Origin of the sequence: Mesorhizobium sp. M0276 (assembly GCF_040321755.1) — a bacterium.
Classification (GTDB): Bacteria; Pseudomonadota; Alphaproteobacteria; order Rhizobiales; family Rhizobiaceae; genus Mesorhizobium.
Genome location: NZ_JAMYSC010000014.1, coordinates 117,148 through 139,149, shown reverse-complemented (window position 1 = coordinate 139,149; position 22,002 = coordinate 117,148). Strand labels below are relative to the sequence as shown.

Genomic DNA, 22,002 nt, shown 5'->3' with positions numbered 1-22,002 from the left:
CGCGGCCACTCTACTCACCATTCACCATTCACTATTCACCCTAGGCAGCCTGTTTCGCCTTGCCCTTGGACGCCTTGGACATCGTCTTCGATGCAGCGAGGATCGCCTTGACGATGTTGTGGTAGCCGGTGCAGCGGCAGATGTTGCCTTCGAGCTCGGCCCGCACAGTCGCCTCGTCGAGGCCTTCGGGATGGCGGTTGATCATATCGGTCGCCGTCATGATCATGCCTGGCGTGCAGAAGCCGCATTGCAGCCCATGATGTTCCTTGAAGGCGGCCTGCACCGGATGCAGGTCGGCGCCGTTGGCCAGGCCTTCGATCGTCACGACGGTCGAGCCGGAGGCCTGCGCGGCAAGCATCGTACAGGATTTGACTGCCTTGCCGTCGACATGAACGACGCAGGCACCGCATTGCGAGGTGTCGCAACCGACATGCGTTCCGGTAAGGCCGAGATTTTCCCGCAGGAAGTGAACCAGAAGCGTTCGGTCTTCGGCAGCACCGCTGACCCGTTTTCCGTTCACCATCAACGAAACATCCGACATGGTCCCTCCCTGGGTATCAACCTTGGTCATCACGCTGCCGACGCGGTGTTGGCGCGTCAACCCCATGCATTATTCGTACACCGCACAACGGACAAAAAACAGCACGTCGCAAACGCGGCACATTATACTTTCGGTCATGGCCACGCCCCACCCTGCCCATTGCCAAAACACAGATTGAAGGCAACAATGTTTGTCGACGCGGGCGCCAAAGCACACAAAAAACAGGGCGCGCACAAAAACGCGTCGGAGGAAACGCGGAGAACATCGCTGGCCAATTCACGGACGCGCTATGCATGCGGCCTGTCGGCGCTCACCACGGACGAGCCCGACATGGAGGCGTTCGCCAGGGCGATCGCGCTGGAGGCAGCCGTGATCGACGCCGGCTTTGCGCTGCTGTTCTTTTCCCAGAGCCTGGTCGAGGCCAGCGCGCTTTCCCAGGCGCTCATGACCCACGCACCGGCCCTCCATCACGCTGGCTGCTCGACCGCCGGCGAGATCACGCCGCAAGGCCTCGAGGATGGCCACGTGCTCGCCATGCTGCTTCCGTCCGCCGTGTTCACCGCCGTCAGCGTGATGGTCGACAATTTGTCGTCGTCGGGCATGGACATCATCACCAGTGAGGTCGAGGCCTTGCGGCGGTCGCTGCGCGCGCGCCTGGGTTGCGATCGCACCCAGGGAACGTTCGCGCTCTGCTTCATCGACGGACTTTCCTATGCCGAGGAAGCGGTGAGTTCGGCCATCCATTGGGGCCTAGACGACATACCGCTGCTTGGCGGCTCGGCCGGTGACGATCTGAAATTCGAGACGACGCGCCTCATCTCGAACGGCAAGGTCACCTCCGACAGCGCCATCATCGTACTGGTAGCAACCGAAATTCCTTTCCATGTCTTCAAGACCGACAATTTCGTTCCAACAGACGAAAAGCTGGTGGTGACGTCGTCAGATCCCGATCACCGCATCGTGCGCGAGTTCAATGCCACCAATGCCGCGGAGGAATATGCCGCTTCCGTCGGCATCGTCGCGCAGATGCTGACGCCGCTGAGCTTTGCTTCGCATCCGGTGGTGGTGAAGGTCGGCGGTGAATATTACTGCCGTTCGATCCAGAAGATGCATCCCGACGGTTCGCTGTCGTTCTTCTGCGCCATCGACGATGGCGTCGTGCTGTCGATCGCCCAGCCCAAGGACATGATCGAAGCGACGCGGGCGGCACTGCGCGATGTCGAGGAGAGGCTTGGCGGCATCGACATGATCCTCGGCTTCGACTGCGTGCTGCGCCGGCTGGATGCGCGCAACCGGCAAGTGTTTCGCGACATCTCGGAACTCTACCGGGTCAACAATGTCATCGGCTTCGGCACCTATGGCGAACAGTACCGGTCGATGCATCTGAACCAGACTTTTACCGGCATCGCCTTCGGCGAGCGCCAGGCGGCGGAATAAGGCGGCGGAATACGATGCCGCTGAGGGACATAAACGATCTTGAAAAGCTGAAGAAGATCAACGCGGCACTGGTCAGCCGCGTCGAACGGTCGATGGACCAGCAAGGCAACGCCTTCTCGCTGTTCCAGACAGCGATTTCGCTGGAAAACCGGGTGCGCACGCGAACCGAGGAACTGCACTCGACCTTGCGTCGGCTGGAGCAATCGAACATCGACCTCAGCGCCGCCAAGGAAAACGCCGAACTGGCAAACCTGTCCAAGACAAGGTTTCTCGCCGCCGCCAGCCACGACGTGCTGCAGCCGTTGAACGCGGCACACCTCTCGGTTTCGGCGCTCGCCGAAGTGCAGACCAGCGACGAGGGCAAGAAGCTGGTGCGGCAGGTCGAGCGCTCGCTGGAGACGATGGAGGACCTGCTGCGCACGCTGCTCGACATCTCCAAGCTCGATGCCGGCGTGGTGCAGCCCGACATAAGCGACGTCAGCCTGGAGGCGCTGTTCTCGTCGCTGCGCTCGGATTTCCAACCGGTGGCGGAACTGAAGGGCCTGTCGCTGAAGTTCCGGCCGGTCAATGCCGTGGTCCGCTCCGACCGCACGCTGCTGCGCCGCATCCTGCAGAACATCCTTTCCAATGCGCTGGGCTATACTGGCACAGGCGGCGTGCTGGTCGGCACCAGGCATCGCGGCGACATCATCCGCATCGATGTCGCCGACACCGGCTGCGGCATCCCCGACGACCAGCGCGAGGCGGTGTTCGAGGAATTCCATCGCGGCACCTCATCCGCCAATGCCGAACTGGACGGTGGCGGTCTCGGCCTCGGACTTGCCATCGTGCGCCGCATGGCCAGCGCGCTCGGCCATCCCGTGACATTTTCATCGAAGGTCGGGCGCGGCACCATCTTCCACATCGATGTTCCCGTCGGCATCGGCGCCCCGGCCGACGCCATCGCCAGCCTTGCCGACATGGAACGGCCGCGCGGCTATGGCCTGTTCGGCACCAAGGTGCTGCTGGTTGAGAACGATGTCGAAGTGCTGCAGGCCATGATGTTCCTGCTCGAGCGCTGGCAATGCCTGGTGCGGGCCGCGACCTCGACCGACGATGCCCTCGACATGCTCGGCGACACCGACTGGGTGCCCGACATCGTCATTGCCGACCAGCATCTCGACGGCGGCGATCTCGGCACCGCCACGATCGCCGAAGTCCGCGACTATCTCGGCCGCGCCGTGCCGGCGCTGATCGTCACCGCCGACAGTTCCGAAGCGGTCGCCAAGGCAGCGCGTGCGGGTGGCATCGAACTGATGCGCAAGCCACTGAAGCCGGCGCAGCTGAGAGCGCTGCTGGCGCATTTGCTGGCTTAGGGCGGAACTACGGTGACAAGTGCGCCTTTGCCTGGCAACCGAAACCCGATGGCGACTGTCGGCGTTTGTGGGCAATGAGCTTTAGAGTCGAACCGCTTTCTCGACAGAATTGGCCGGCGTTCGTGGATCTGTTTTCGGTGAGCGGACCGGTCGGTCGTTGCTGGTGCATGTACGGAAAGATTGGCCCGGCTTACCGCCAGCGGCCACCCGATGAAAATCGGCGTGCATTTCAGCAATCGGCGTTATCTGGCGATGTGCCCCAGGGCCTTTTGGCCTTCGACGGAGAAATGACCGTGGGATGGTGCCAAATCACGCCCGTCGAAGCAGTGCCTTACCTCAAGACAAGGTGGACCGGCGCCGAAGACCGTCGGGAAAAGACATGGTTCATCTCCTGCTTCTACGTCCGCAAGGGCCATCGTCGACGCGGGATAACTCGAGTACTGATCAAGGCGAGCATCGCTCACGCAAGACGACATGGCGCCGAGGCGATCGAGGCGATGCCGCTCGATGGCAGCAAGTCGCCGAGCGCAACGGGTAGCGGGTACGTGTCGACCTTCGAGAGCGCAGGGTTCCAAGCCATAGCACACCGCGATGCGGCCCACCCGCTGATGAGACTTTCATTGTCATAAGCCACGACGCGCACGCCCGCCGTTGGCCCTCAAAACCCAGCCTGGTCCCGAAACAGCTCCGCATTGTCGAGCTTCGACACCTCGATCACCGCCTGCGTGCGGCTGTAGACATTGAGCTTGCGCAGGATTTCCGACACATGCGCCTTCACCGTGGTCTCTCCCACCTGCAGCTCATAGGCGATCTGCTTGTTGAGCAGGCCCTGGCGTAGCATCTGCAGCACCCGCAGCTGTTGCGGCGTCAGCGTCGACAGGCGCTGCACCATGTCGGCGCGATCGACGCTTTCGGCGTCGGGCGTGCGGCCTTCATAGGTTTCCGGCACATAGATCGCGCCTTCCATCACCGAGCGTATGGCGGCGGCCAGGTCGCTCTTGCGCGCCGATTTCGGAATGAAGCCGGCGGCACCATAGGACAGCGCCTCAGAAATGATCTTCGGCTCCTCATGGCCGGAAACGATCACCACCGGCAGGCGCGGATAGCGGGTCCTGAGCTGCAGCAGCCCGTCAAAGCCGTGCACGTCAGGCATGCTGAGATCGAGAAGCGCAAGGTCGAACGGCTTGGCGCCGGCCAGCAGATCGAGCGCCTCGGTGATCGAGCGCGCTTCCACCGTGTCGACTTCCGGATAGGCCATCTGCACCGCGCTGTGCAGCGCCTCGCGAAACAGCGGATGGTCGTCGATGATCAGGAACCGGGCGCGATCGTGGATTGCGGTCATAGGGGTTCATTTCAGTTCGTGGGCGATTAGAATAACCTCGCCAGCATGGCCAGATTATTGCCAAATAGTATATCGCCATCTCCGGCGGAAAGCGCCGCCGGCACTTCCTCGACCAAATCGCCTTGCCCGGCCGCCCAAATCGGTCGAATGTTGCGGTAATCAGGCAGAGACCTACATGACAGACTTCGTCCTTCCCTCGCCCGCAATCGCATCGGTGGCCGTTGCGGGCTCGCCTGAGCGTTTCGCGGTGCGCCGCATCTTCTGCGTCGGCCGCAACTACGCGGCGCATGCCCGCGAGCTCGGCAATGACGAGCGCGACCCGCCCTTCTTCTTCACCAAGCCAGCCGACGCGGTGGTCGATTCCGGTTCGACGATTCACTACCCGCCGCTGACGGCCAATCTGCACCACGAGATCGAGCTGGTTGCCGCGATCGGCAAAGCCGGCTTCCGCATTGCCCGTGACAAGGCGCTGGATCATGTCTGGGGCTATGGCGTCGGCATCGACCTCACCCGCCGCGATCTGCAGGACGAGGCCAAGAAGGCCGCCCGTCCGTGGGACTGGGCGAAGGCGTTCGACCGCTCCGCGCCTTGCGGTCCATTGGTCCCCGCGGCGAGATCCGGACACCCGCAAAAGGGCCGCATCTGGCTCGCCGTCAACGGCCAGGTCAGGCAGGATGCCGACCTCGCCGAGCTGATCTGGCCGATATCGGATATCGTGTCGATCTGCAGCGAGGCGATGGAGTTGCAGCCCGGCGACCTGATCTTCACCGGCACGCCGGCCGGCGTCGGCGCGGTTCGTGCCGGCGACACGATGACTGGTGGCGTCGAGGGCGTCGGCACGATCGAAGCGACCATCGGCCAACCGAAGTGAGCGCATGAGCGACCTCGTCCTGCACAACTACTATCGGTCCTCCACCTCCTACCGGGTGCGGATCGCGCTGGAGATGAAGGGGCTGCGCTACGACTACGTGCCGCATCATCTGCGCCATGGCGAGCATCTGGAACCGGCCTATCTCGCAGTCAATCCGCAAGGGCTGGTGCCGGCTCTGATCCTCGGCGACGGCACGCTGCTGACGCAATCGCTGGCGATCATCGAATTCCTCGATGAGACCAGCCCCGAACCACCGCTGCTGCCAAGCGATCCGGCCGGTCGGGCACGCGTGAGAATGCTGGCGCAGATGATCGCCTGCGACATCCACCCGGTGAACAATCTGCGCGTGCTGACCTCGCTGCGCACCCTGTTCGGAGCCGGCGACCAGGACATCACCAACTGGTTCCGCCATTGGGTGAACGAAGGCTTTCAACCGCTTGAGAAGATCCTGGCTTCCTCGCCCGAGACCGGCACATTCTGCCATGGCGACACGCCGGGGCTGGCTGACATCTGCCTGGCCGCGCAAGTCACCAGCAACGCCCGCTTCGGCGTCGACCTGAGCCCCTATCCGACGATCGCTCGCATCAACGCCGCATGCATCGCGCTGCCGGCTTTCCAGCAAGCCGCACCCCAGAACCAGATCGATGCTGAATAGGGCTTCATCGGCCGACGCGTAACGTCGGCGCCCGGAACAGCAGTTCTGGCGGAATCGATTTCCGCTTGACCCAACAGGGAATCGGCTATCGTTTTCCTTGCAACGAGTGGAGTGACCCATGAGAGCCGTCGTCTTCGAGAAATTCGGCGAAGCGCCGACGATCCAGACCGTTCCCGATCCGAAGCCGGCTGCCGATGGCGTCGTCATCAAGGTCGAGGCGACCGGGCTTTGCCGCAGCGACTGGCATGGCTGGATGGGTCATGACGACGGCATTACGCTGCCGCATGTGCCGGGGCACGAACTGGCCGGCGTCGTGGTCGCCGCCGGCAAGCAGGTCACCCGCTGGAAGGCAGGCGAACGCGTCACCGTGCCGTTCGCCGTCGGCTGCGGCCGCTGCTTCGAGTGCAATTCGGGCAATCACCAGGTTTGCGAGCACCAGACGCAGCCTGGCTTCACCGGCTGGGGCTCGTTTGCTGAATACGTTGCCATCGAACACGCCGACATCAATCTCGTGCGCCTGCCCGACGAGATGGAATTCGCCACCGCCGCCAGCCTCGGCTGCCGTTTCGTCACCTCGTTTCGCGCCATTGTCGACCAGGGCCGGGTCACGCCCGGCGAATGGGTGGCGGTGCATGGCTGCGGCGGCGTCGGCCTGTCGGCGATCATGATTGCCAGTGCCATGGGCGCAAATGTGATCGCCATCGACCTCACCGACGAGAAGCTGGATTTCGCCAAAAAGATCGGCGCCGTCGCCACCATCAATGCGTCCACGACGTCGAATGTCGTCAAGGCGGTCAAGCAGATCACCAATGGCGGCGCGCACATGTCGATGGACGCGCTCGGCCACCCCACCACCTCGTTCAATTCGATCGCCAATCTGCGCCGGCGCGGCCGCCATGTGCAGGTCGGCCTGATGCTGGGCGAGCATGCGCGGCCGCAGGTGCCGATGGACAAGGTGATCGCCTTCGAACTCGAAATCCTCGGCAGCCACGGCATGCAGGCCTACCGCTACCAGGCGATGATGGACATGATCCGCAACGGCAAGCTCAGGCCCGAACTGCTCGTCGGCAAGAAGATCAGCCTCGACGAAGCACCCGCGGCCCTGATGGCGATGGGCGGCTTCGAGGGCATCGGCATCGGCGTGGTGACGAAGTTTTAGCCGGCCCGGTCGCCCGAGTCGGCCCTACCTTGCAAACTTCTTCGCGCCGAACACGCACAACACCACGCCGAGCGTGACGACGACCATCAGCGGGCTGACCTGCTCGTGCAGCAGCGTCGCCGCCAGGGCGAGGCCGAAGAAGGGCTGCAGCAACTGCAACTGCCCAACGGCGGCGATGCCGCCTTGCGCCAGGCCGCGATACCAGAAGACGAAGCCGATCAGCATGCTGAACAGCGAGACGTAGCCCAGTCCGATCCAGGCGTTGGATCCGACGCCGGCAAAGGACGGCGGCAGCGTCGCGAAAGTCAGCACCAACATGATCGGCAGCGACAGCACCAGCGCCCAACAGATCACTTGCCAACCGCCGAGCTTGCGCGACAGCGCTGCCCCCTCGGCATAGCCCAGGCCGCAGGCGACGATGGCGGCGAGCATCAGGCCATCACCGATCGGCGAAGCCGTCACGCCTTGCGTCAGGGCAAAGCCTGCGACCAGCGCACTTCCAACGCACGAAAACAGCCAAAACGCCGGGCGCGGACGGTCACCACCGCGCAGTACGCCGAAGATCGCGGTCGCCAGCGGCAGCAGGCCGACGAAGATGATGGAATGGGCCGTGGTGACGTGCTTCAGCGCCAGGGCGGTCAGCAAGGGAAAACCGACGACCACGCCAAGTGCAACGATCACCAGCGACAGCAGATCGCCACGCTCCGGGCGTTTCTGCCGGAACAGGAGCAGCAGCGCCAGGCCGAGCATTCCGGCAATCGCCGCCCGGGCCGACGTCAGGAATGTCGGATCGAAATCTTTCACCGCCACGCGCGTTGCCGGGAGCGAGCCGCTGAAGATCAACACGCCAATGAACCCGTTCACCCAGCCGCTCGCGATCTTGTCCATCATATGCTCCGTTTTGTCGGCTCTGTATCGAGCGGAGCCCGTGGCATTGCCAGAGACAATGCGGTACAGTTATACAAAACTGTCATGGGCAATTGAGCGGTACGGATGGACAGACAGACCACAGGCGAAAGCAGCGGAACGCTGGTCGAAGGCGTCATGACGACGATCCGTCAGCGGATCGCGGCGCGCAGCCTGACGCCGGGAGCGAGATTGCCGTCGATCCGCGCCTTCGCCAAATCCATGCAAGTGTCCAAATCCACCGTGGTCGAAGCCTATGAGCGGCTCGCCGCCGAAGGCGCGATCCGGTCCCGGCCGGGCTCGGGCTTCTATGCCGCCGGCTCGCTGGCGCCACTGTCGCTGGCCGAGATCGGTCCCCGCCTCGACCGCGCCGTCGATCCGCTCTGGATCTCGCGCCAGTCGCTGGAAGCCGGCGACGACATGCTGAAGCCCGGCTGCGGCTGGCTGCCGGCCTCCTGGATGCCGCAGGCCGGATTGCGCCGGGCATTGCGCACGGTGGCGCGTGCGGCCGATATTTCGCTGGCCGACTACGGCACGCCACTCGGTCTGCCGCCGCTGCGGCAATTGCTGGCGCGGCGCATGGCCGGGTATGGAATCGAAGCCTCGCCCGACCAGATCATACTGACGGAATCGGGCACGCAGGCCATCGATCTCCTGTGCCGGTTCCTGATCGAACCCGGCGACACCGTGCTGATGGACGACCCCTGCTATTTCAACTTCCACGCCCTGCTGCGCGCTCACCGGGCCAAGGTCGTCAGCGTCCCCTATACGCCGTCGGGACCGGATATCGACCTGTTCGCGCAGGCGCTGGCCGAGCACCACCCGCGCCTCTACATCACCAACTCCGCCATCCACAACCCGACCGGTGCGGTCCTGTCGCCGGTCACCGCGCACCGCCTTCTCAAGCTCGCCGACCAATCGGATCTGACCATCGTCGAGGACGACATCTTCGCCGATTTCGAACATGCCCCTGCCCCCAGGCTGGCAGCGTTCGATGGCCTGAACCGCGTCGTCCACATCGGCAGCTTCTCCAAGACACTTTCAGCGTCGGTTCGCTGCGGCTTCATCGCGGCACCCCGCGACTGGATCGAGGGCCTGACCGACCTCAAGATCGCTACGACCTTCGGCGGCGGGCGGCTTGCGGCCGAACTCGTGCTGACCTTGCTGAAGGACGGCAGCTACCGCAAGCACATGGATTTGCTGCGCGCGAAGCTTGCGCGCGCCATGGGCGAGACGAACGCCCGCCTGAAGGCGATCGGCGTCACGCCCTGGATCGACCAGCCGGCCGGCCTGTTCTTGTGGTGCAGGTTGCCGGATGGGGTGGATGCGGCCGAAGTGGCCCGCCGCGCCTTGGCCGACAACATCGTGCTGGCGCCCGGAAACGCATTCAGTCTGTCCGGAACGGCCAGCCGTTTCCTGCGCTTCAACGTTGCCCAATGCGCGGACGAGCGGATTTTCAAAGTGCTCGAGGCAGCAATGGAGCGTTGACGCGCACGGTTGTCGGTCAGCGCGACGCCGCACAGACCTCTCGCACGCAATCACGCAACCAACGTTGCGCCGGATCGGCATCGAGGCGCGGGTGCCACAGCATGGAGATGGTGACCCCAGCGGTGGCAACCGGCAGGGGGAAACTGTGCATGCCGGCGCGTGCGCCCTCGGTATGCCGCTCCGGAACGCTGGCGATCAGGTCTGACGTGCGCGCCATGGCAAGTGCTGCCGAGAAACCGGAAACCATGCACACGACCGTCCGCTGCAGCCCGAGCAGGCTCAAAGCCTCGTCGATCGGCCCTTTCTCGCGGCCACGCCGTGAAACGCTGATGTGCCGGCCCGCCGCATAGCGCTCGGGCGTCACCGCGCCCTCACTCAAGGGATGACCCGTTCGCACGGCGCCGATGAAGCGGTCGCGAAGCAATGCCTGAATGCGCACCTCCGGTCCGGTCTCGCCAGCGACGCCTATGTCCAGATCGATCGCCGCGTCGCGCAACGACATGACGTCCTTGTCGGATTTCGGTGCAAAGCGCAGCCGCACGCCGGGCGCATCGTTCTGGATACGCGCGACGAGACGAGGCGCGAACTCTTCGACGAAACTCTCATTGGTGCGCAACGTGAAGACCCTGTCGAGGCGCCGGAGATCAAGCAGTATGGCAGGACGCAGCAGTGCCTCCGCATCCTGGACGACACGGCCGACCTGCTGTCGCAGTTCTTCGGCACGCGGCGTCGCCACTAGGCCGCGACCGGCCCGAACCAGCAGCGGATCGCCCGTCGCCTCGCGCAGCCGCGCCAGCGTGCGGCTCATCGCCGAAGGGCTGAGACGCAGACGGCTGGCGGCGCGCGCCACGCTGCCTTCGGACAGCAGGACGTCGAGAGCAAACAGCAAATTGAGATCGGGCGATGCCATTGGCGAATCATAGCATATGATATGGCGTTTGACGCATGAATACGATGCAAATGCTGCGCCTTCCGCCATATCAATCAAGAGACTAAATCTCCGCTGGCTCCGGCACTGGAGCTGATGGAAAGGAGATCGCCGTGGCAATCGCTGAGCAAAATCGGGACGGGCGCGCATCGGCGCTGCCACAGATGCAATCCGCCCGCTGGGCGCTGGCAAGCCTGTCGCTCGCCACGCTGCTGTCGTCGCTGGGAACCAGCATTGCCAGCGTCGGGCTGCCATCGCTGATGCAGAATTTCGGCTCATCGTTCCAGTCCGTGCAATGGGTTGTTCTGGCCTATCTCCTCGCCATCACCACACTGATCGTCAGCGCCGGACGGCTGGCCGACATGTTCGGGCGCCGGCCGTTGCTGCTTGGCGGCATCGCGCTGTTCACATCGGCATCGGTGCTCTGCGGCCTGGCGCCGACACTCGGGCTGCTGATCGCCGCGCGCGCCGTGCAAGGGTTTGGCGCGGCGCTGATGATGGCGCTGACGCTGGCTTTTGTCGCGGAAACGGTGAGCAAGGAGCGGACCGGCAGCGCCATGGGCCTGCTCGGCGCCATGTCCGCGATCGGCACGACGCTTGGCCCTTCGCTCGGCGGCCTCTTGATCGCCGGCTTCAGCTGGCGAGCAATCTTCCTCGTCAATGTCCCGCTAGGTATGCTCACCTTCGCTCTCGCCTGGCGTGCCTTGCCGGCGCGCAATAAAACCGCGCAAGTCGACCGAGGCACGTTCGATGTGACGGGCACGGTCCTGCTGGCTCTAACATTGGCCGCCTATGCGCTGGCCATGACGCTTGGCAGAGGCAATTTCGGAGCGCTCAACATCGGCCTGCTGATAGCTGCCGGCATTGGTGTTGTTCTCTTCGCCGCCGCGCAGGCGAGAGTGAAAAACCCCTTGATCCAATTTGCCAGCTTCCGCGACCTCCAGCTAAGCGCCAGTCTCGCCATGAGCCTCGTTGTCGCAACGGTAATGATGGCGACCCTGGTGGTGGCCCCGTTCTACCTGTCGCGGGGGCTCGGGCTGGATGCCGCAATGGTCGGCCTCGTGCTGTCGACCGGCCCGCTCGTCTCGACCCTGTCGGCGCTGGTGGCCGGACGCCTGACCGACCGCTTCGGCGCTCACAGGATGATGGTCGCCGGCCTGCTGAGCCTTGCCACGGGCACCTTCCTGCTGTCACTCGCCATGACCAAACTCGGCATTGGCGGCTATGTCGTTCCGATCACCGTCACCTGCGTCGGCTACGCGCTGTTCCAGACATCCAACAATGCAGCCGTCATGACCGGTGTCGGTGCCGGCGAGCGCGGCGTCGTTTCCGGCCTGCTCAATCTTTCACGCAATCTTGGGCTCATCACCGGCGCATCGTTGATGGGCGCCATATTCGCCGTCGCGTCGGCTAGAGGACACGAAGGTATTGGTCCTCTGAGTTCCGATGCCGCCGCACGGGGAATGCAGGTCACCTTTCAGACGGCAACGGTGCTGGCGCTGGTCGCGCTGGTCCTCGCATTGCTCTCGGTCCGCGCCGAGTTCAGGCGGCAGAGACTGGTGGAAGTGTCGCAAAACCTCTGATCTGCGCGAACCGGCGCTCAGGCCCCTGCCCGCTTGCGGCGCTCGTAGAGCATGACCAGCGTTTCAGCCGTCAGAGCGGGCTTTTCCTCGCCTTCGATCTCGACCGTATTGGCCGCCTTCATCAGATACTGGCCGGGGCCTTTGTCCTCCATGGACAGCAGCGTGATGCGCAGCCTGATGCGTGCGCCGACCTTGACCGGCGCCAGGAAACGCACCCTGTCGAAGCCATAGTTGAAGGCGGCCTGGGTATTCTCCGGAACGATGCCCATGCCGAGCGCCAGCGCGCCGATGATCGACAATGTCAGGTAGCCATGCGCGATCGTCGTGCGGAACGGGCTTTGCCGCCGCGCCCGCTCGGGATCGACATGGATCCATTGATGGTCGCCGGTGCATTCGGCGAACTGGTCGATCCGGTTCTGGTCGACCGTCGTCCATTCCGACACGCCAAGCTCCTGCCCGGCCATCGTCCTCAACTGCTCGTAGGTCGGCGGCGTTTTAGGCCGTATTTCGGTCATTCCTGGTTTCCCGATCGCTTGCCAAGCCTCCGGACCACGAACTGACGGCCTCTGTCAATTCGCCCTGCGCGAATCCGTTCCGCCGAACCAGGCCACAATCGCGCCATGGCTCCCAGCGCAAGGGGCAGGTCAATCGGTATTTCCCCGCCTTCAGAGCGGCCGGCAGCAATGAGCCGGCCTGGGCCACAGCTGCTACTTCTTCTCGTAGCCGGAGCGAATTTCCTCCATCGCCTCCTTGATGCGCGTGCGCAGAATATCGACCGATTCGATACCGGATTTCTTTACCAGTTCAGCGACTTCGCCGGCATTCTTCAACGCCGCCTCGAAGGACTTTCTGGCAAATTCCGTTTGTTTGGCCATCAATTCCTGCGGATTGCCAGGCGCCCTGTAGCTCTGCGCCATATCGGTGACTTCGCGCAGCGTGTCCTGCAACATCTCGCGCTGCCTGGACAACAGCGAGGACGCGCCGGCGGCACCGGCTCGTGCCGATTTCTCCAGCGCTTCGAGGTTCTTGCGATGATGGGCGAGGATCGCCTCGACATCGACATTGGGCAGCTTCAGGTCGCGGCCGAATCTGCCGAACATGTCCATGAAGGAATCGGATTCCGGTTGTTTTGCCATGCTGGTTTTCTCCCCTTTGCCGCGGATGCGGGCACCCTCAGCGGGAGAATAGCACTCGCGTGCCGTGTGTCCATTTCGAACCCGATGGAAATCAACGCCAGCCTGGCGCGCAATCAATTCACGAGGAACAGCCGCTCTGCCAGATAGAGCACGACACCCGCGAGCCCGCCGATGATCATGCCGTTGAAGCGGATGTATTGCAGGTCCCTGCCGATGTTCATCTCGATCAATCGCGTCAGCTGCGCAAGATCCCAGCGCTTGACCTGGTCGGCGATAAATGTCGACACGCCGCTTTTCTGGCTCTCCACGAACGACGCGAGCGCCACCACGAACCCAGTGTTCATGTCGGCCCTGATCTGCGCATCGCTTGCAAGATGCCGCCCGACCTCGACGAACATGTTGGCAAGATGCGCGCGGATAACCGAATTCGGCGCCTTGGCGTCCTGCTCAATGAACTGGCCGAGGCTTGCCCACATGTCGCCGGCCAATGCCTTGACCTCCGGCCGGGCCAGGAAATCGCGCTTCAGCTTCTCTGCGCGTTTGGCATATTGCTTCGATGTCCTCAGCCTTTCGACGAAGCCTAGAGCGAAAAGGTCGAATTCGGCGCGCATCGGGTGATCCGGATCGACCCTCACCTCGTCGAGCAGCGAACCGGCCGAGGCTACGATCTTCTTCAGCAGATAGGCGTCGGCGCGAAAAAGGTTGAACAGCGACGGCAATTCCTCGCGGATTTTCTCGCGCATCGTCGCCAGCGCCTGTTCGTCGTTGAGAAACCGGCCGATCACCTTGGTGAATTCATCGAACAGTTTCTGGTGGCGGCGATCGTCGGTGACCGCCGACAACAGCTCGGCCGCCAGCGGCGCCAGTGGCACCTTCTCGATCTGCTCGAGCATGCGGCTGGTGACGAAGCCGCGCAGGCCGGATTGCTCCATCGCCACAAGCGTTTGCGGCACCAGCCGCACGACGAAGCGCGACAGGCCGGCAGCGCGATCGGCATCGGCCAGCCAATCGGCGACGAGCGCCGAAAAATCGACCTCGGCAAGCTTTTCGCGCACCGGTTCGGGCGCCAGGAAGTTGACCTCGATGAAGCGGCCGAGATTGTCGGCGATTCGGCTCTGGTTCTCGGGGATGATGGCGGTGTGCGGGATCGGCAGCCCCAACGGCCGCCTGAACAGCGCCACCACCGCGTACCAGTCGGCTAGGCCGCCGATGGTCGCGGCCTCGGCAAAGGCGGCGACGAACCCGAGCCACGGATAGCTATGCTCGAAAGACTTGGCCATGGCGAAGACGAGAACGCACAGCGCCAGTGCGGCTGTTGCCGCGAATTTCGTGCGCCGCAGCGCCGAAAGCTTGGCGTCTGCGTCGCTACCGATTCGCAAAGGGGTCATGGCCTGGGCCGATTGTGCCATGGTCGAGCTACTCCTCGTCGGTTGCGAGCTAATCTAGTATCTCGCTTGTCCGAATGCCCGCCCTATCCTGCGCGGTCACGGTTTTCCCCGGCCTTGCACATAAGTTGACGCGAATATTCACCTATTATGCCGCGCTAGTCTGGAATTATTCCAAGGTATGGGCCATATTCGATTCAACCTATTGCTTTGCGAGGACAAAATGCGGTTAACGCGCCAGACCAATTATGCCATGCGCATCCTGATGTATTGCGCGGCAAACGATGACCGGCTGAGCCGCATCCCCGAGATTGCCGCCGCTTATTCGGTGTCGGAACTGTTCCTGTTCAAGATCCTGCAGCCGCTGGTCGAACACGGCCTTGTCCAGACCGTGCGGGGCAGGAATGGCGGCGTCAAGCTTGGCCGTGGCGCCGGAGCGATCAGCCTGTTCGATGTGGTGCGCGTGACGGAAGAAAGCTTCGCCATGGCCGAATGCTTCGAGAACGATGCCGCCGAATGCCCGCTGGTCGATAGCTGTGCGCTGAATTCGGCGCTGCGCGAGGCGCTGAACGCGTTCTTCGCGGTGCTGGAGCGCTACACGATCGCCGATCTGGTGGCGGCGCGCCCGAATGTGCGCAACCTGCTCGGCATCGACATGCTGTTGGAGCGCCGCGCCCCGGCTGCCTGAACGTGTCTCTGGCTAGACCTACTGCAATAAATTAGGCCGCTGACTGGGGCAGCACGAACGGCATGTTTCCGGCCGGCAGCACGCCGACCCTCAGCCGGCAGTCGAACACTTTTTCGATCAGGTCATCGCTCAGCACGTCCTGCGGCGACCCTGTGGCGGCCAACCGGCCATAATGCATGACGGAGATCCGGTCGGCATACATGGCCGTCAGATTGAGGTCGTGCAGGATGGCAACCACGCCGCCGCCTCTTCTGGCAAAGTCGCGCGCAATGTTCATGATGATCAGCTGGTGCTTGATGTCGAGGCTGGAAACCGGTTCATCAAGGAAGAGATAGCGCGGCTTGCCGTCGAGCACTGGCGCCCAGACCTGGCACAGCACGCGCGCAAGCTGGACACGCTGCTGCTCGCCGCCCGAAAGTTCCTGGTAGGAACGTCCGGCAAAACCGTCGAGATCGACGCGCGCCAGCGCCCGTTCCGGCAGCCGCGCATCCTCGCCCGGCAGGACGCCCGAGCGGCCGCCGACAAGGCCAAGCTTGACCACTTCTCGCACCGTGAACGGGAACGACAGCGTCGTCGCCTGCGGCAGCACCGCGCGCTGGACGGCGGTCTCAACCGGCTTCATCGCGCAGAGATCGCGGCCGTTGAGGGCGATGCGCCCGGTATAGGCGAGGTCGCCGGAGAGCGCCTTGAGGAAGGTCGTCTTGCCCGAACCATTGGGGCCCACGATGGCGGCGATCTCGCCGGGCCGCGCGTGGAAATCGACACCGCTGACGATACGCTTGCCGGCGATGTCAACCGAAACGTCCCTTGCCTCGATCATCCCAACTCTCGCAAATAAACGACTCTCACAGGTCGACTACGCCGCGCTTGCGCAGCAGGATCCAAAGGAAGAACGGCGCCCCGGCAAACGCGGTGACGATGCCGATCGGCAGTTCGGCCGGTGCCACGGCGGTGCGAGCGACCGCATCGGCCAGCAGTAGCAATGAGGCGCCGAGCAGCGCCGACGCCGGCAGCAGATAGCGATTGTCCGGGCCGATAGCCAAGCGCAGCAGATGCGGCACCACGATGCCGACGAAGCCGATGCCGCCGCTGACCGCGACGGACGCGCCGACCGCCGCCGAGACCCCGATGATGGCCGTGTATTTCAGCCGCTGCACCGGAATGCCGAGATGGCCGGCGGTCGCCTCACCCAGCGCCAGGGCGTTGAGGCCGCGTGCCAGGAATGGCATCGCCGCCAGCGCCAAGACAATGATCGGTCCGGCCGAAGCAATCTTCGCCCAGGTCGCACCGCCTAGCGATCCGAGTGACCAAAAGGTCAGGTCGCGCAACTGGCGGTCGTCGGCCATGAAGATGAGAATGCCGGTCAGCGCCATGGCGAGCGCGGCCAGCGCGATGCCGGCGAGCAGCATTGTGGCAACCGAGGTCTGCCCCCGTCGTGTCGCAACCTGATAGAGCACCAAAGTCGTCGCAAGCCCGCCGAAGAAGGCGGCCAGTGGCAGCGCAAGCGTGCCGACAATGGCTGTCGCCGGAGCCAACACTGTGGCGCCGAGTACGATGACGGCAACTGCGCCGAGGCTGGAGCCAGCCGAAACGCCAATGAGGCCGGGGTCGGCCAGCGGATTGCGGAACAACCCCTGCATGACCGCGCCGGAGACTGCGAGCGCCGCGCCGACCAGCAGGCCGAGGGTGATACGCGGCAAACGGATGTCATAGACGATCAAGCTGTCGCGGGCGCTCAACGCGGCGTTATCAGGCACGGTGCCGAACAGCCAACCGCTGATGACATTGACCGCTGACGCGTCCGACGCTCCTGATATCAGTGATAGCAGGACGGCAATGAAGAGCCCCAGGCACAGCAGCACGATGACGATGCGGGCGCGGCCTGACCGGTCGCCTTCGGATGCGCTCGCCATCGCCTTCACCGGACCGGCGATCGATTGATCGACCATAATTTGCCTGCTCAATCCGTGACCTGCCCGCCATAAAGTGAGACGGCGAGCTCATGGATGGCGTCAGCGGTGCGCGGCCCGAAGCCGAGCAGATAGGCGCCATCGATGCGGATCAGCTTGCGCGCGGTTCCGGCAGGCGTCGAGGCGATCGACGGGTTGCCGAACAGTTCGTCGTCCGACACCGGAGGCCCGGCATTGCTCATCATCAGGATCACGTCCGGCCTGGCGGTGATAACAGCCTCGTCGGACATTTGCTTGTAGCCGGAAAAGCCTTCGACCGCGTTGACGCCGCCAGCCAACCTGACCATTCCGTCGGCGGCGGTCTCGCTGCCGGCCGCCAGGATCTTGCCGCCCTGTATCGACAGAACGAACAGGATGCGCTTGCGCTGCATGATCGAGGCCGTCTGCTTTTCGGCGGCCGTGAGCCTGGCATCAAGCTCCTTGGCCAGCGCCTCGGCCTTGGCGTCGACGCCGAGTGCCTTGCCGACGATGCGGACCTTCTCGAGGATACCCTCGTGGCTATAGTGCTCGGGCACTTCGATGAACGGGACGCTCGTCTTCCTCAAGACATCGACGGCTTCCTTGGGACCGCTGCCGTGCAGCGCCAGGATGCCGGTCGGGTTGACCGACAGGACGCTTTCCGGCGACAGCGCGCGCATGTAGCCGACATCAGGCAGCTCAAGCGCCGCTTTCGGATACCGACTGGTGGAATCGCGCGCCACCAGATGCTTCTCCTCGCCGAGCGCAAAGACAATCTCGGTGATCGAGCCGCCAATGGCCGCAATCCTCGAGGGATCGGCAAATACGGCCGTGCCTTCCGTGGCGTTGACAGGTTGCAGTGCGACGAAAGCAAGGGACAGACCGATCGCCGGCGCGGCGATGACCTTGGAGATGCAACCCATTGTCGTTCTCCTCAGGCTGCCGTCGGGCTTGGGATGCGCGGCAGGTTTTCTGCCAGGAACCGCCAATCGTCACGCTCGCTCTCGCCTTCATGACGCTTGCCGAAGAACTGGATGATCATCTTGCCCTCGGCGTCATAGACCTCGAGCGATGTGACATGACCGTCCTTGGTCGGCTTGCGCACGGCCCAGACCTCGTGGATGTGGTCGGTTCGCAGGCGCAGATGGAAGGTTTCGTCCAGCACGTTGATCCATGGTCCCATCGGCTTGATGGATTTGACTGGACCGGAATGGATCTGGATGCAGCCGCGGTTTCCGACAAAGCACATGATCGGTATCTCGCCCTCCGCGGCGTGATGGAACATGGCACGGACGGCGTCATTGTCGAGCAGCCAGGCATAGTCCTGGCCGACCATGCGCACCGCCTGCCGGCGGCTGAGCTTCAACGTCTTCAGCATGCCGAAGAACTGGTGCACGTCGGTCAGCCGGCTCCAGCGGTCACGCAGGTCGTCGAGATTGGCGGTCGCTTCGTCACCATGGCTCTCGTCGTCGGGGAGAGGCCCCGAAATGTCGACCGTCGACTCCTGATTGGACGATTCGAGCGCGGCGACCAATTTTTGATACGCATAGAGGCTGGAGGCCGGCCGCAGATGCACCTTGTGCACGGCCTCGCCTGCCGCGTCGAAGAACTGCAGGCTGCGGCGGATCTCGTCGCCATCGCGCTTTTCCACGGCAAAGCCATGCACCCACGCTTTCGGGAAGATGCGCAAGTCGATGTTTTCGCCAAGCACCATGGCATTGTGGTTGCCGGTGACGACCTTGTCATAGACCCCGATCTTTTCGTGCACCGCGCTTTCATTGCGGGTCAGCGCCATGACCTCGCCGACTGCCTCGAGGCCGGTCAAAAGATCGTTGACGCGCGGCTCGATGCGAACGACGCCATCGCCGCAATGCGCGGCGACCAGCTCGGCCTCCGAAATGCCGAGTTGGGCAGCCAGATCACGCTCGCGCGCCTTCGGATTGTCTGTCCGTGCCCGCCGGATTTCATGCGGGGCGGGTTTTACGCGCTGGTCCATGTCTCGTCCCTATAGCCTTGCCTTACTTGTTGAGAATGAGCTTGCCCTGGCGGGTGATCTTCAGCCGGTAGAGCGCGCCGTGATGCTCGATGCCGATCTCGTGCTCGCCCTGGAACAGGGTGTTGCTGGACAGGGTTCGCACCGCCAGCGGAACCCGGTCGAAACGTGCGGAGGCATCGTCGGAACGGCGGACGCGATAGCGAAAATCGTTGGGATTGTGGGTGTTCATCTGGATCGATCCCTTTCCTGTGCCGGGCGTCTGGCTAGGCGTTGCGTAATCCGATTCATATCTTGACTCGAATAATCATGTTTACTAGTCAGTGCAATACCGGATTAAATGAGTCAAGATTTAAGACGCCGGATACGATCAAAAAGTGCCAGCCAGGCCCAGGCCAGCCAGCATGGAACCTGGAGTTGGGGCATGGGGTTGGTGAATTGGGAATGGCACGGACGGTCAGCGGCGAACGGCGCTGCGGCTTTGCTGGCAAGCGTAGCGGCGATCGCCTTGTCGGCGCAACCGGCCAACGCTCAGCAGGCGGCGGACCAGCAGACAGATCAAACGAAGAAGACTGACGAAGAAAAGGCCGCACCTGCGGGTGCAACGCTGCTCGACCAGATCCTCGTCATCAGCCGCACCGGCGAGACGGCGATCGAATCGCTGGCGTCGGCCAGCCATGTCGGCCAGGAACAGCTCAACCGCCGCATGGCGACGACGCCCAATGAGATGCTGCTGGGCGTGCCCGGTGTTGCGGCACAGGCCGACGCCAGACGCGTCAGCACCAGCATCAACATCCGCGGCTTGCAGGATTTCGGCCGCGTCGCGGTCATCGTCGATGGCGCGCGGCAGAATTTTCAGCGCTCCGACCACGGCACGCAGTCGACCTTCTACATCGATCCCGAACTCGTCAAATCCGTCGACGTGATCCGTGGACCTGTCGCCAACACCTACGGTTCGGGCGCCATCGGCGGCGTCGTCTTCTTCGACACCAAGGACGCCGCGGACTTTCTCAAGCCGGACGAGACATGGGCCGGCTCCGTCACGGGACGCTATGACAGCAACGGCAAGGGCTGGACCACCAGCGCATCCGGCGCCTACCGCTTCAACGAGAACTGGGACGCGCTCGGCAACATCGTCTACCGCAACTACGACGACTACAAGGACGGCGGCGGCGACACCGTCAAGGGCACCGGCTTCGACGTGCTGAGCGGCCTGCTCAAGACCACCATCCGGCCGACCGACAACAGCGAACTGAAGCTCAGCTGGGTCGGTTCAAGCGATGGCTGGACCGAGATCAGCGGCGGCGTCCCGGTCAATGACGTCGACCTGAAGTCGAATACCTTCACGGCCCGCTACAACATTACGGATGCGGACAAAAGCTGGCTCGATCTCCACATCAACACCTCCTACAACAAGACCAACCTCGATCTGACCAGCCTTGTCCCGCAAAACCGCTTTGATCCGGTGACCGGCCTTCCCGTAGTCTTGCCGGCAGGATCGCAGTCGACATTCGATGTCGGCACGACAGGCATCGACATCTGGAACACGTCCCGGTTCGAAACGGGCGGCATCGCGCATGAACTGACCTATGGCGGCGACTGGGCTGGCGACAACGTCAAGACGGGCGGTGCAGCTGGCGGCGACAGCTTCTACACGCCGTCGGGCAAGCGCAACGTCTCCGGCGCCTATGTCCAGGACAAGCTCACCTGGGAGTGGCTCGAAGTCATCGCCGGGCTGCGCTACGATAGCTACAGCCTCAAGGATGATACCCGCGACACATCTGGCGACAGGGTGTCCCCGCGCATCACCGTCGGTGTCACGCCGTTCGAATCCGCCGGTCTTGCAGGCCTTCAGTTCTATGGCACCTATGCGGAAGGCTATCGCTCGCCGTCGATTACCGAGACGCTGATCAGCGGTAATCATCCGGCGGGCGTGAGCTTCCCGTTCCTGCCCAATCCAAATTTGCGGCCTGAAACTGGCAAGACGACCGAGTTCGGCATCAACTACAAGCAGAACGACATGATAGAGGCTGGCGATGCACTCCGCATCAAGGCCGCCTATTTCAACAACGATGTCGACGATTATATCGATGGCGTGACACTGTCGCCGTTCGATCCGACCAGCGGCTGCCCGTTCGGCCCCGGCATCCCGATCTGCTTCCAGTATCAGAACTTCGCCAAAGCCAAGATCAATGGCTTCGAGATGGAAGGCGTTTACGACGCTGCATGGGGCTATGCCGGACTTTCCGCCTCCATCATCAACGGTCACACGATCTCGTATGAAGGCGACCGGGCAGATCTCGCCACCATCCCCTCCTCCCAGGTCACCGCGCAACTCGGGTTGCGCTTCCTCGAGGACAAGCTGACTGTCGGTGGCGAAGTGCAGTACAATGGCAAGCCGAAGGGCAATGCGGTGGCCAAGAACTATACGCTAGTCAATGCCTTCGCCAGCTATCAGGCGACGAACAATCTGAAGGTCGATTTCCGCGCCGATAATCTGTTCGATGTCAAATACGCCAACCCGCTCAACGGAAGCACGACCGTCGCGGTCTATGAGCCGGGCATCACCCTGAAGCTGGCGGCAACGATGCGATTTGGAGGCTGATG

22 protein-coding genes are annotated in these 22,002 nt (G+C 63.3%); 10 read left to right on the top strand and 12 right to left on the bottom strand.

The features are described 5' to 3' along the window. Window positions 1-40: 40 nt before the first annotated feature. Complete coding sequence (locus NKJ01_RS13760) at window positions 41-541, bottom strand: (2Fe-2S)-binding protein (protein WP_023757665.1); 501 nt, start codon at window positions 539-541, stop codon at window positions 41-43. A gap of 186 nt (window positions 542-727) precedes the next feature. Here NKJ01_RS13760 and NKJ01_RS13755 point away from each other — a divergent pair, with 186 nt between their 5' ends. From NKJ01_RS13755 to NKJ01_RS13745, 3 genes are all read left to right on the top strand, one after another. After that, window positions 728-1,978 (top strand): FIST N-terminal domain-containing protein, encoded by a 1,251-nt coding sequence (locus tag NKJ01_RS13755; RefSeq protein WP_352728616.1) that lies wholly within the window; start codon window positions 728-730, stop codon window positions 1,976-1,978. A gap of 14 nt (window positions 1,979-1,992) precedes the next feature. Next, entirely contained in the window at window positions 1,993-3,333 is a 1,341-nt protein-coding gene (locus NKJ01_RS13750) for a hybrid sensor histidine kinase/response regulator (protein ID WP_352728614.1), read from the top strand. Between the two features lie 122 nt (window positions 3,334-3,455). After that, on the top strand, window positions 3,456-3,962 hold the full coding sequence (locus NKJ01_RS13745) for a GNAT family N-acetyltransferase (RefSeq protein WP_352728612.1): 507 nt from the start codon (window positions 3,456-3,458) through the stop codon (window positions 3,960-3,962). A gap of 29 nt (window positions 3,963-3,991) precedes the next feature. On the opposite strand, the gene NKJ01_RS13740 is transcribed toward NKJ01_RS13745, so the two are convergent. Beyond that, complete coding sequence (locus NKJ01_RS13740) at window positions 3,992-4,675, bottom strand: response regulator (protein WP_023757669.1); 684 nt, start codon at window positions 4,673-4,675, stop codon at window positions 3,992-3,994. Between the two features lie 175 nt (window positions 4,676-4,850). On the opposite strand from NKJ01_RS13740, the gene NKJ01_RS13735 reads away from it, so the two are divergent. From NKJ01_RS13735 to NKJ01_RS13725, 3 genes are all read left to right on the top strand, one after another. After that, entirely contained in the window at window positions 4,851-5,546 is a 696-nt protein-coding gene (locus NKJ01_RS13735) for a fumarylacetoacetate hydrolase family protein (RefSeq protein ID WP_352728610.1), read from the top strand. A 4-nt stretch (window positions 5,547-5,550) separates the two neighbouring features. After that, window positions 5,551-6,201 (top strand): maleylacetoacetate isomerase, encoded by a 651-nt coding sequence (gene maiA / locus NKJ01_RS13730; protein ID WP_352728608.1) that lies wholly within the window; start codon window positions 5,551-5,553, stop codon window positions 6,199-6,201. A 118-nt stretch (window positions 6,202-6,319) separates the two neighbouring features. Next, window positions 6,320-7,360, top strand: coding sequence for a zinc-dependent alcohol dehydrogenase family protein (locus NKJ01_RS13725; protein ID WP_352728606.1), 1,041 nt, complete (start codon window positions 6,320-6,322; stop codon window positions 7,358-7,360). Window positions 7,361-7,384: 24 nt separating this feature from the next. On the opposite strand, the gene NKJ01_RS13720 is transcribed toward NKJ01_RS13725, so the two are convergent. Continuing rightward, complete coding sequence (locus NKJ01_RS13720) at window positions 7,385-8,248, bottom strand: DMT family transporter (protein ID WP_352728604.1); 864 nt, start codon at window positions 8,246-8,248, stop codon at window positions 7,385-7,387. Between the two features lie 105 nt (window positions 8,249-8,353). Between NKJ01_RS13720 and NKJ01_RS13715 the strand changes: the two genes are divergently transcribed. Then, window positions 8,354-9,754, top strand: coding sequence for an aminotransferase-like domain-containing protein (locus NKJ01_RS13715; RefSeq protein WP_352604891.1), 1,401 nt, complete (start codon window positions 8,354-8,356; stop codon window positions 9,752-9,754). 16 nt (window positions 9,755-9,770) lie between these two features. Here the strand turns inward: NKJ01_RS13715 and NKJ01_RS13710 are convergent, their stop codons facing one another. After that, the gene (locus tag NKJ01_RS13710; protein WP_352604893.1) at window positions 9,771-10,664 is read right to left on the bottom strand and encodes a LysR family transcriptional regulator; all 894 of its coding nucleotides are present in this window, start codon (window positions 10,662-10,664) and stop codon (window positions 9,771-9,773) included. 131 nt (window positions 10,665-10,795) lie between these two features. Here NKJ01_RS13710 and NKJ01_RS13705 point away from each other — a divergent pair, with 131 nt between their 5' ends. Further along, complete coding sequence (locus tag NKJ01_RS13705) at window positions 10,796-12,265, top strand: MFS transporter (RefSeq protein WP_352728602.1); 1,470 nt, start codon at window positions 10,796-10,798, stop codon at window positions 12,263-12,265. 17 nt (window positions 12,266-12,282) lie between these two features. Here the strand turns inward: NKJ01_RS13705 and NKJ01_RS13700 are convergent, their stop codons facing one another. From NKJ01_RS13700 to NKJ01_RS13690, 3 genes are all read right to left on the bottom strand, one after another. Then, window positions 12,283-12,780 carry a MaoC family dehydratase gene (locus NKJ01_RS13700; protein WP_352604897.1) on the bottom strand — a complete coding sequence of 166 codons (498 nt, stop codon included), beginning with the start codon at window positions 12,778-12,780 and terminating at the stop codon, window positions 12,283-12,285. A gap of 192 nt (window positions 12,781-12,972) precedes the next feature. Continuing rightward, window positions 12,973-13,401, bottom strand: coding sequence for a phasin family protein (locus NKJ01_RS13695; RefSeq protein WP_352604898.1), 429 nt, complete (start codon window positions 13,399-13,401; stop codon window positions 12,973-12,975). Between the two features lie 113 nt (window positions 13,402-13,514). Beyond that, a complete protein-coding gene (locus tag NKJ01_RS13690) occupies window positions 13,515-14,810 on the bottom strand; it encodes a DUF445 domain-containing protein (RefSeq protein WP_352728599.1) in 1,296 nt (431 codons plus the stop codon). A 199-nt stretch (window positions 14,811-15,009) separates the two neighbouring features. Here NKJ01_RS13690 and rirA point away from each other — a divergent pair, with 199 nt between their 5' ends. Continuing rightward, window positions 15,010-15,474 (top strand): iron-responsive transcriptional regulator RirA, encoded by a 465-nt coding sequence (gene rirA / locus NKJ01_RS13685; protein ID WP_352728597.1) that lies wholly within the window; start codon window positions 15,010-15,012, stop codon window positions 15,472-15,474. Window positions 15,475-15,505: 31 nt separating this feature from the next. Here rirA and NKJ01_RS13680 read toward each other — a convergent pair whose 3' ends face one another. The 5 genes from NKJ01_RS13680 to hemP are packed head-to-tail and all read right to left on the bottom strand — an operon-like array spanning window position 15,506 to window position 19,627. Then, the gene (locus NKJ01_RS13680; RefSeq protein WP_352728595.1) at window positions 15,506-16,294 is read right to left on the bottom strand and encodes a heme ABC transporter ATP-binding protein; all 789 of its coding nucleotides are present in this window, start codon (window positions 16,292-16,294) and stop codon (window positions 15,506-15,508) included. A gap of 25 nt (window positions 16,295-16,319) precedes the next feature. Next, entirely contained in the window at window positions 16,320-17,423 is a 1,104-nt protein-coding gene (locus NKJ01_RS13675; RefSeq protein WP_352728593.1) for a FecCD family ABC transporter permease, read from the bottom strand. 11 nt (window positions 17,424-17,434) lie between these two features. Then, window positions 17,435-18,325, bottom strand: a complete 891-nt coding sequence (locus tag NKJ01_RS13670; protein WP_352728591.1) for a heme/hemin ABC transporter substrate-binding protein — start codon at window positions 18,323-18,325, stop codon at window positions 17,435-17,437. Between the two features lie 11 nt (window positions 18,326-18,336). Beyond that, a complete protein-coding gene (locus NKJ01_RS13665; protein ID WP_352728589.1) occupies window positions 18,337-19,398 on the bottom strand; it encodes a hemin-degrading factor in 1,062 nt (353 codons plus the stop codon). A gap of 22 nt (window positions 19,399-19,420) precedes the next feature. Then, window positions 19,421-19,627, bottom strand: coding sequence for a hemin uptake protein HemP (gene hemP, locus NKJ01_RS13660; RefSeq protein WP_023757683.1), 207 nt, complete (start codon window positions 19,625-19,627; stop codon window positions 19,421-19,423). 192 nt (window positions 19,628-19,819) lie between these two features. On the opposite strand from hemP, the gene NKJ01_RS13655 reads away from it, so the two are divergent. Then, window positions 19,820-22,000 (top strand): TonB-dependent hemoglobin/transferrin/lactoferrin family receptor, encoded by a 2,181-nt coding sequence (locus NKJ01_RS13655; protein WP_352728587.1) that lies wholly within the window; start codon window positions 19,820-19,822, stop codon window positions 21,998-22,000. The last annotated feature ends 2 nt before the right edge of the window (window positions 22,001-22,002 follow it).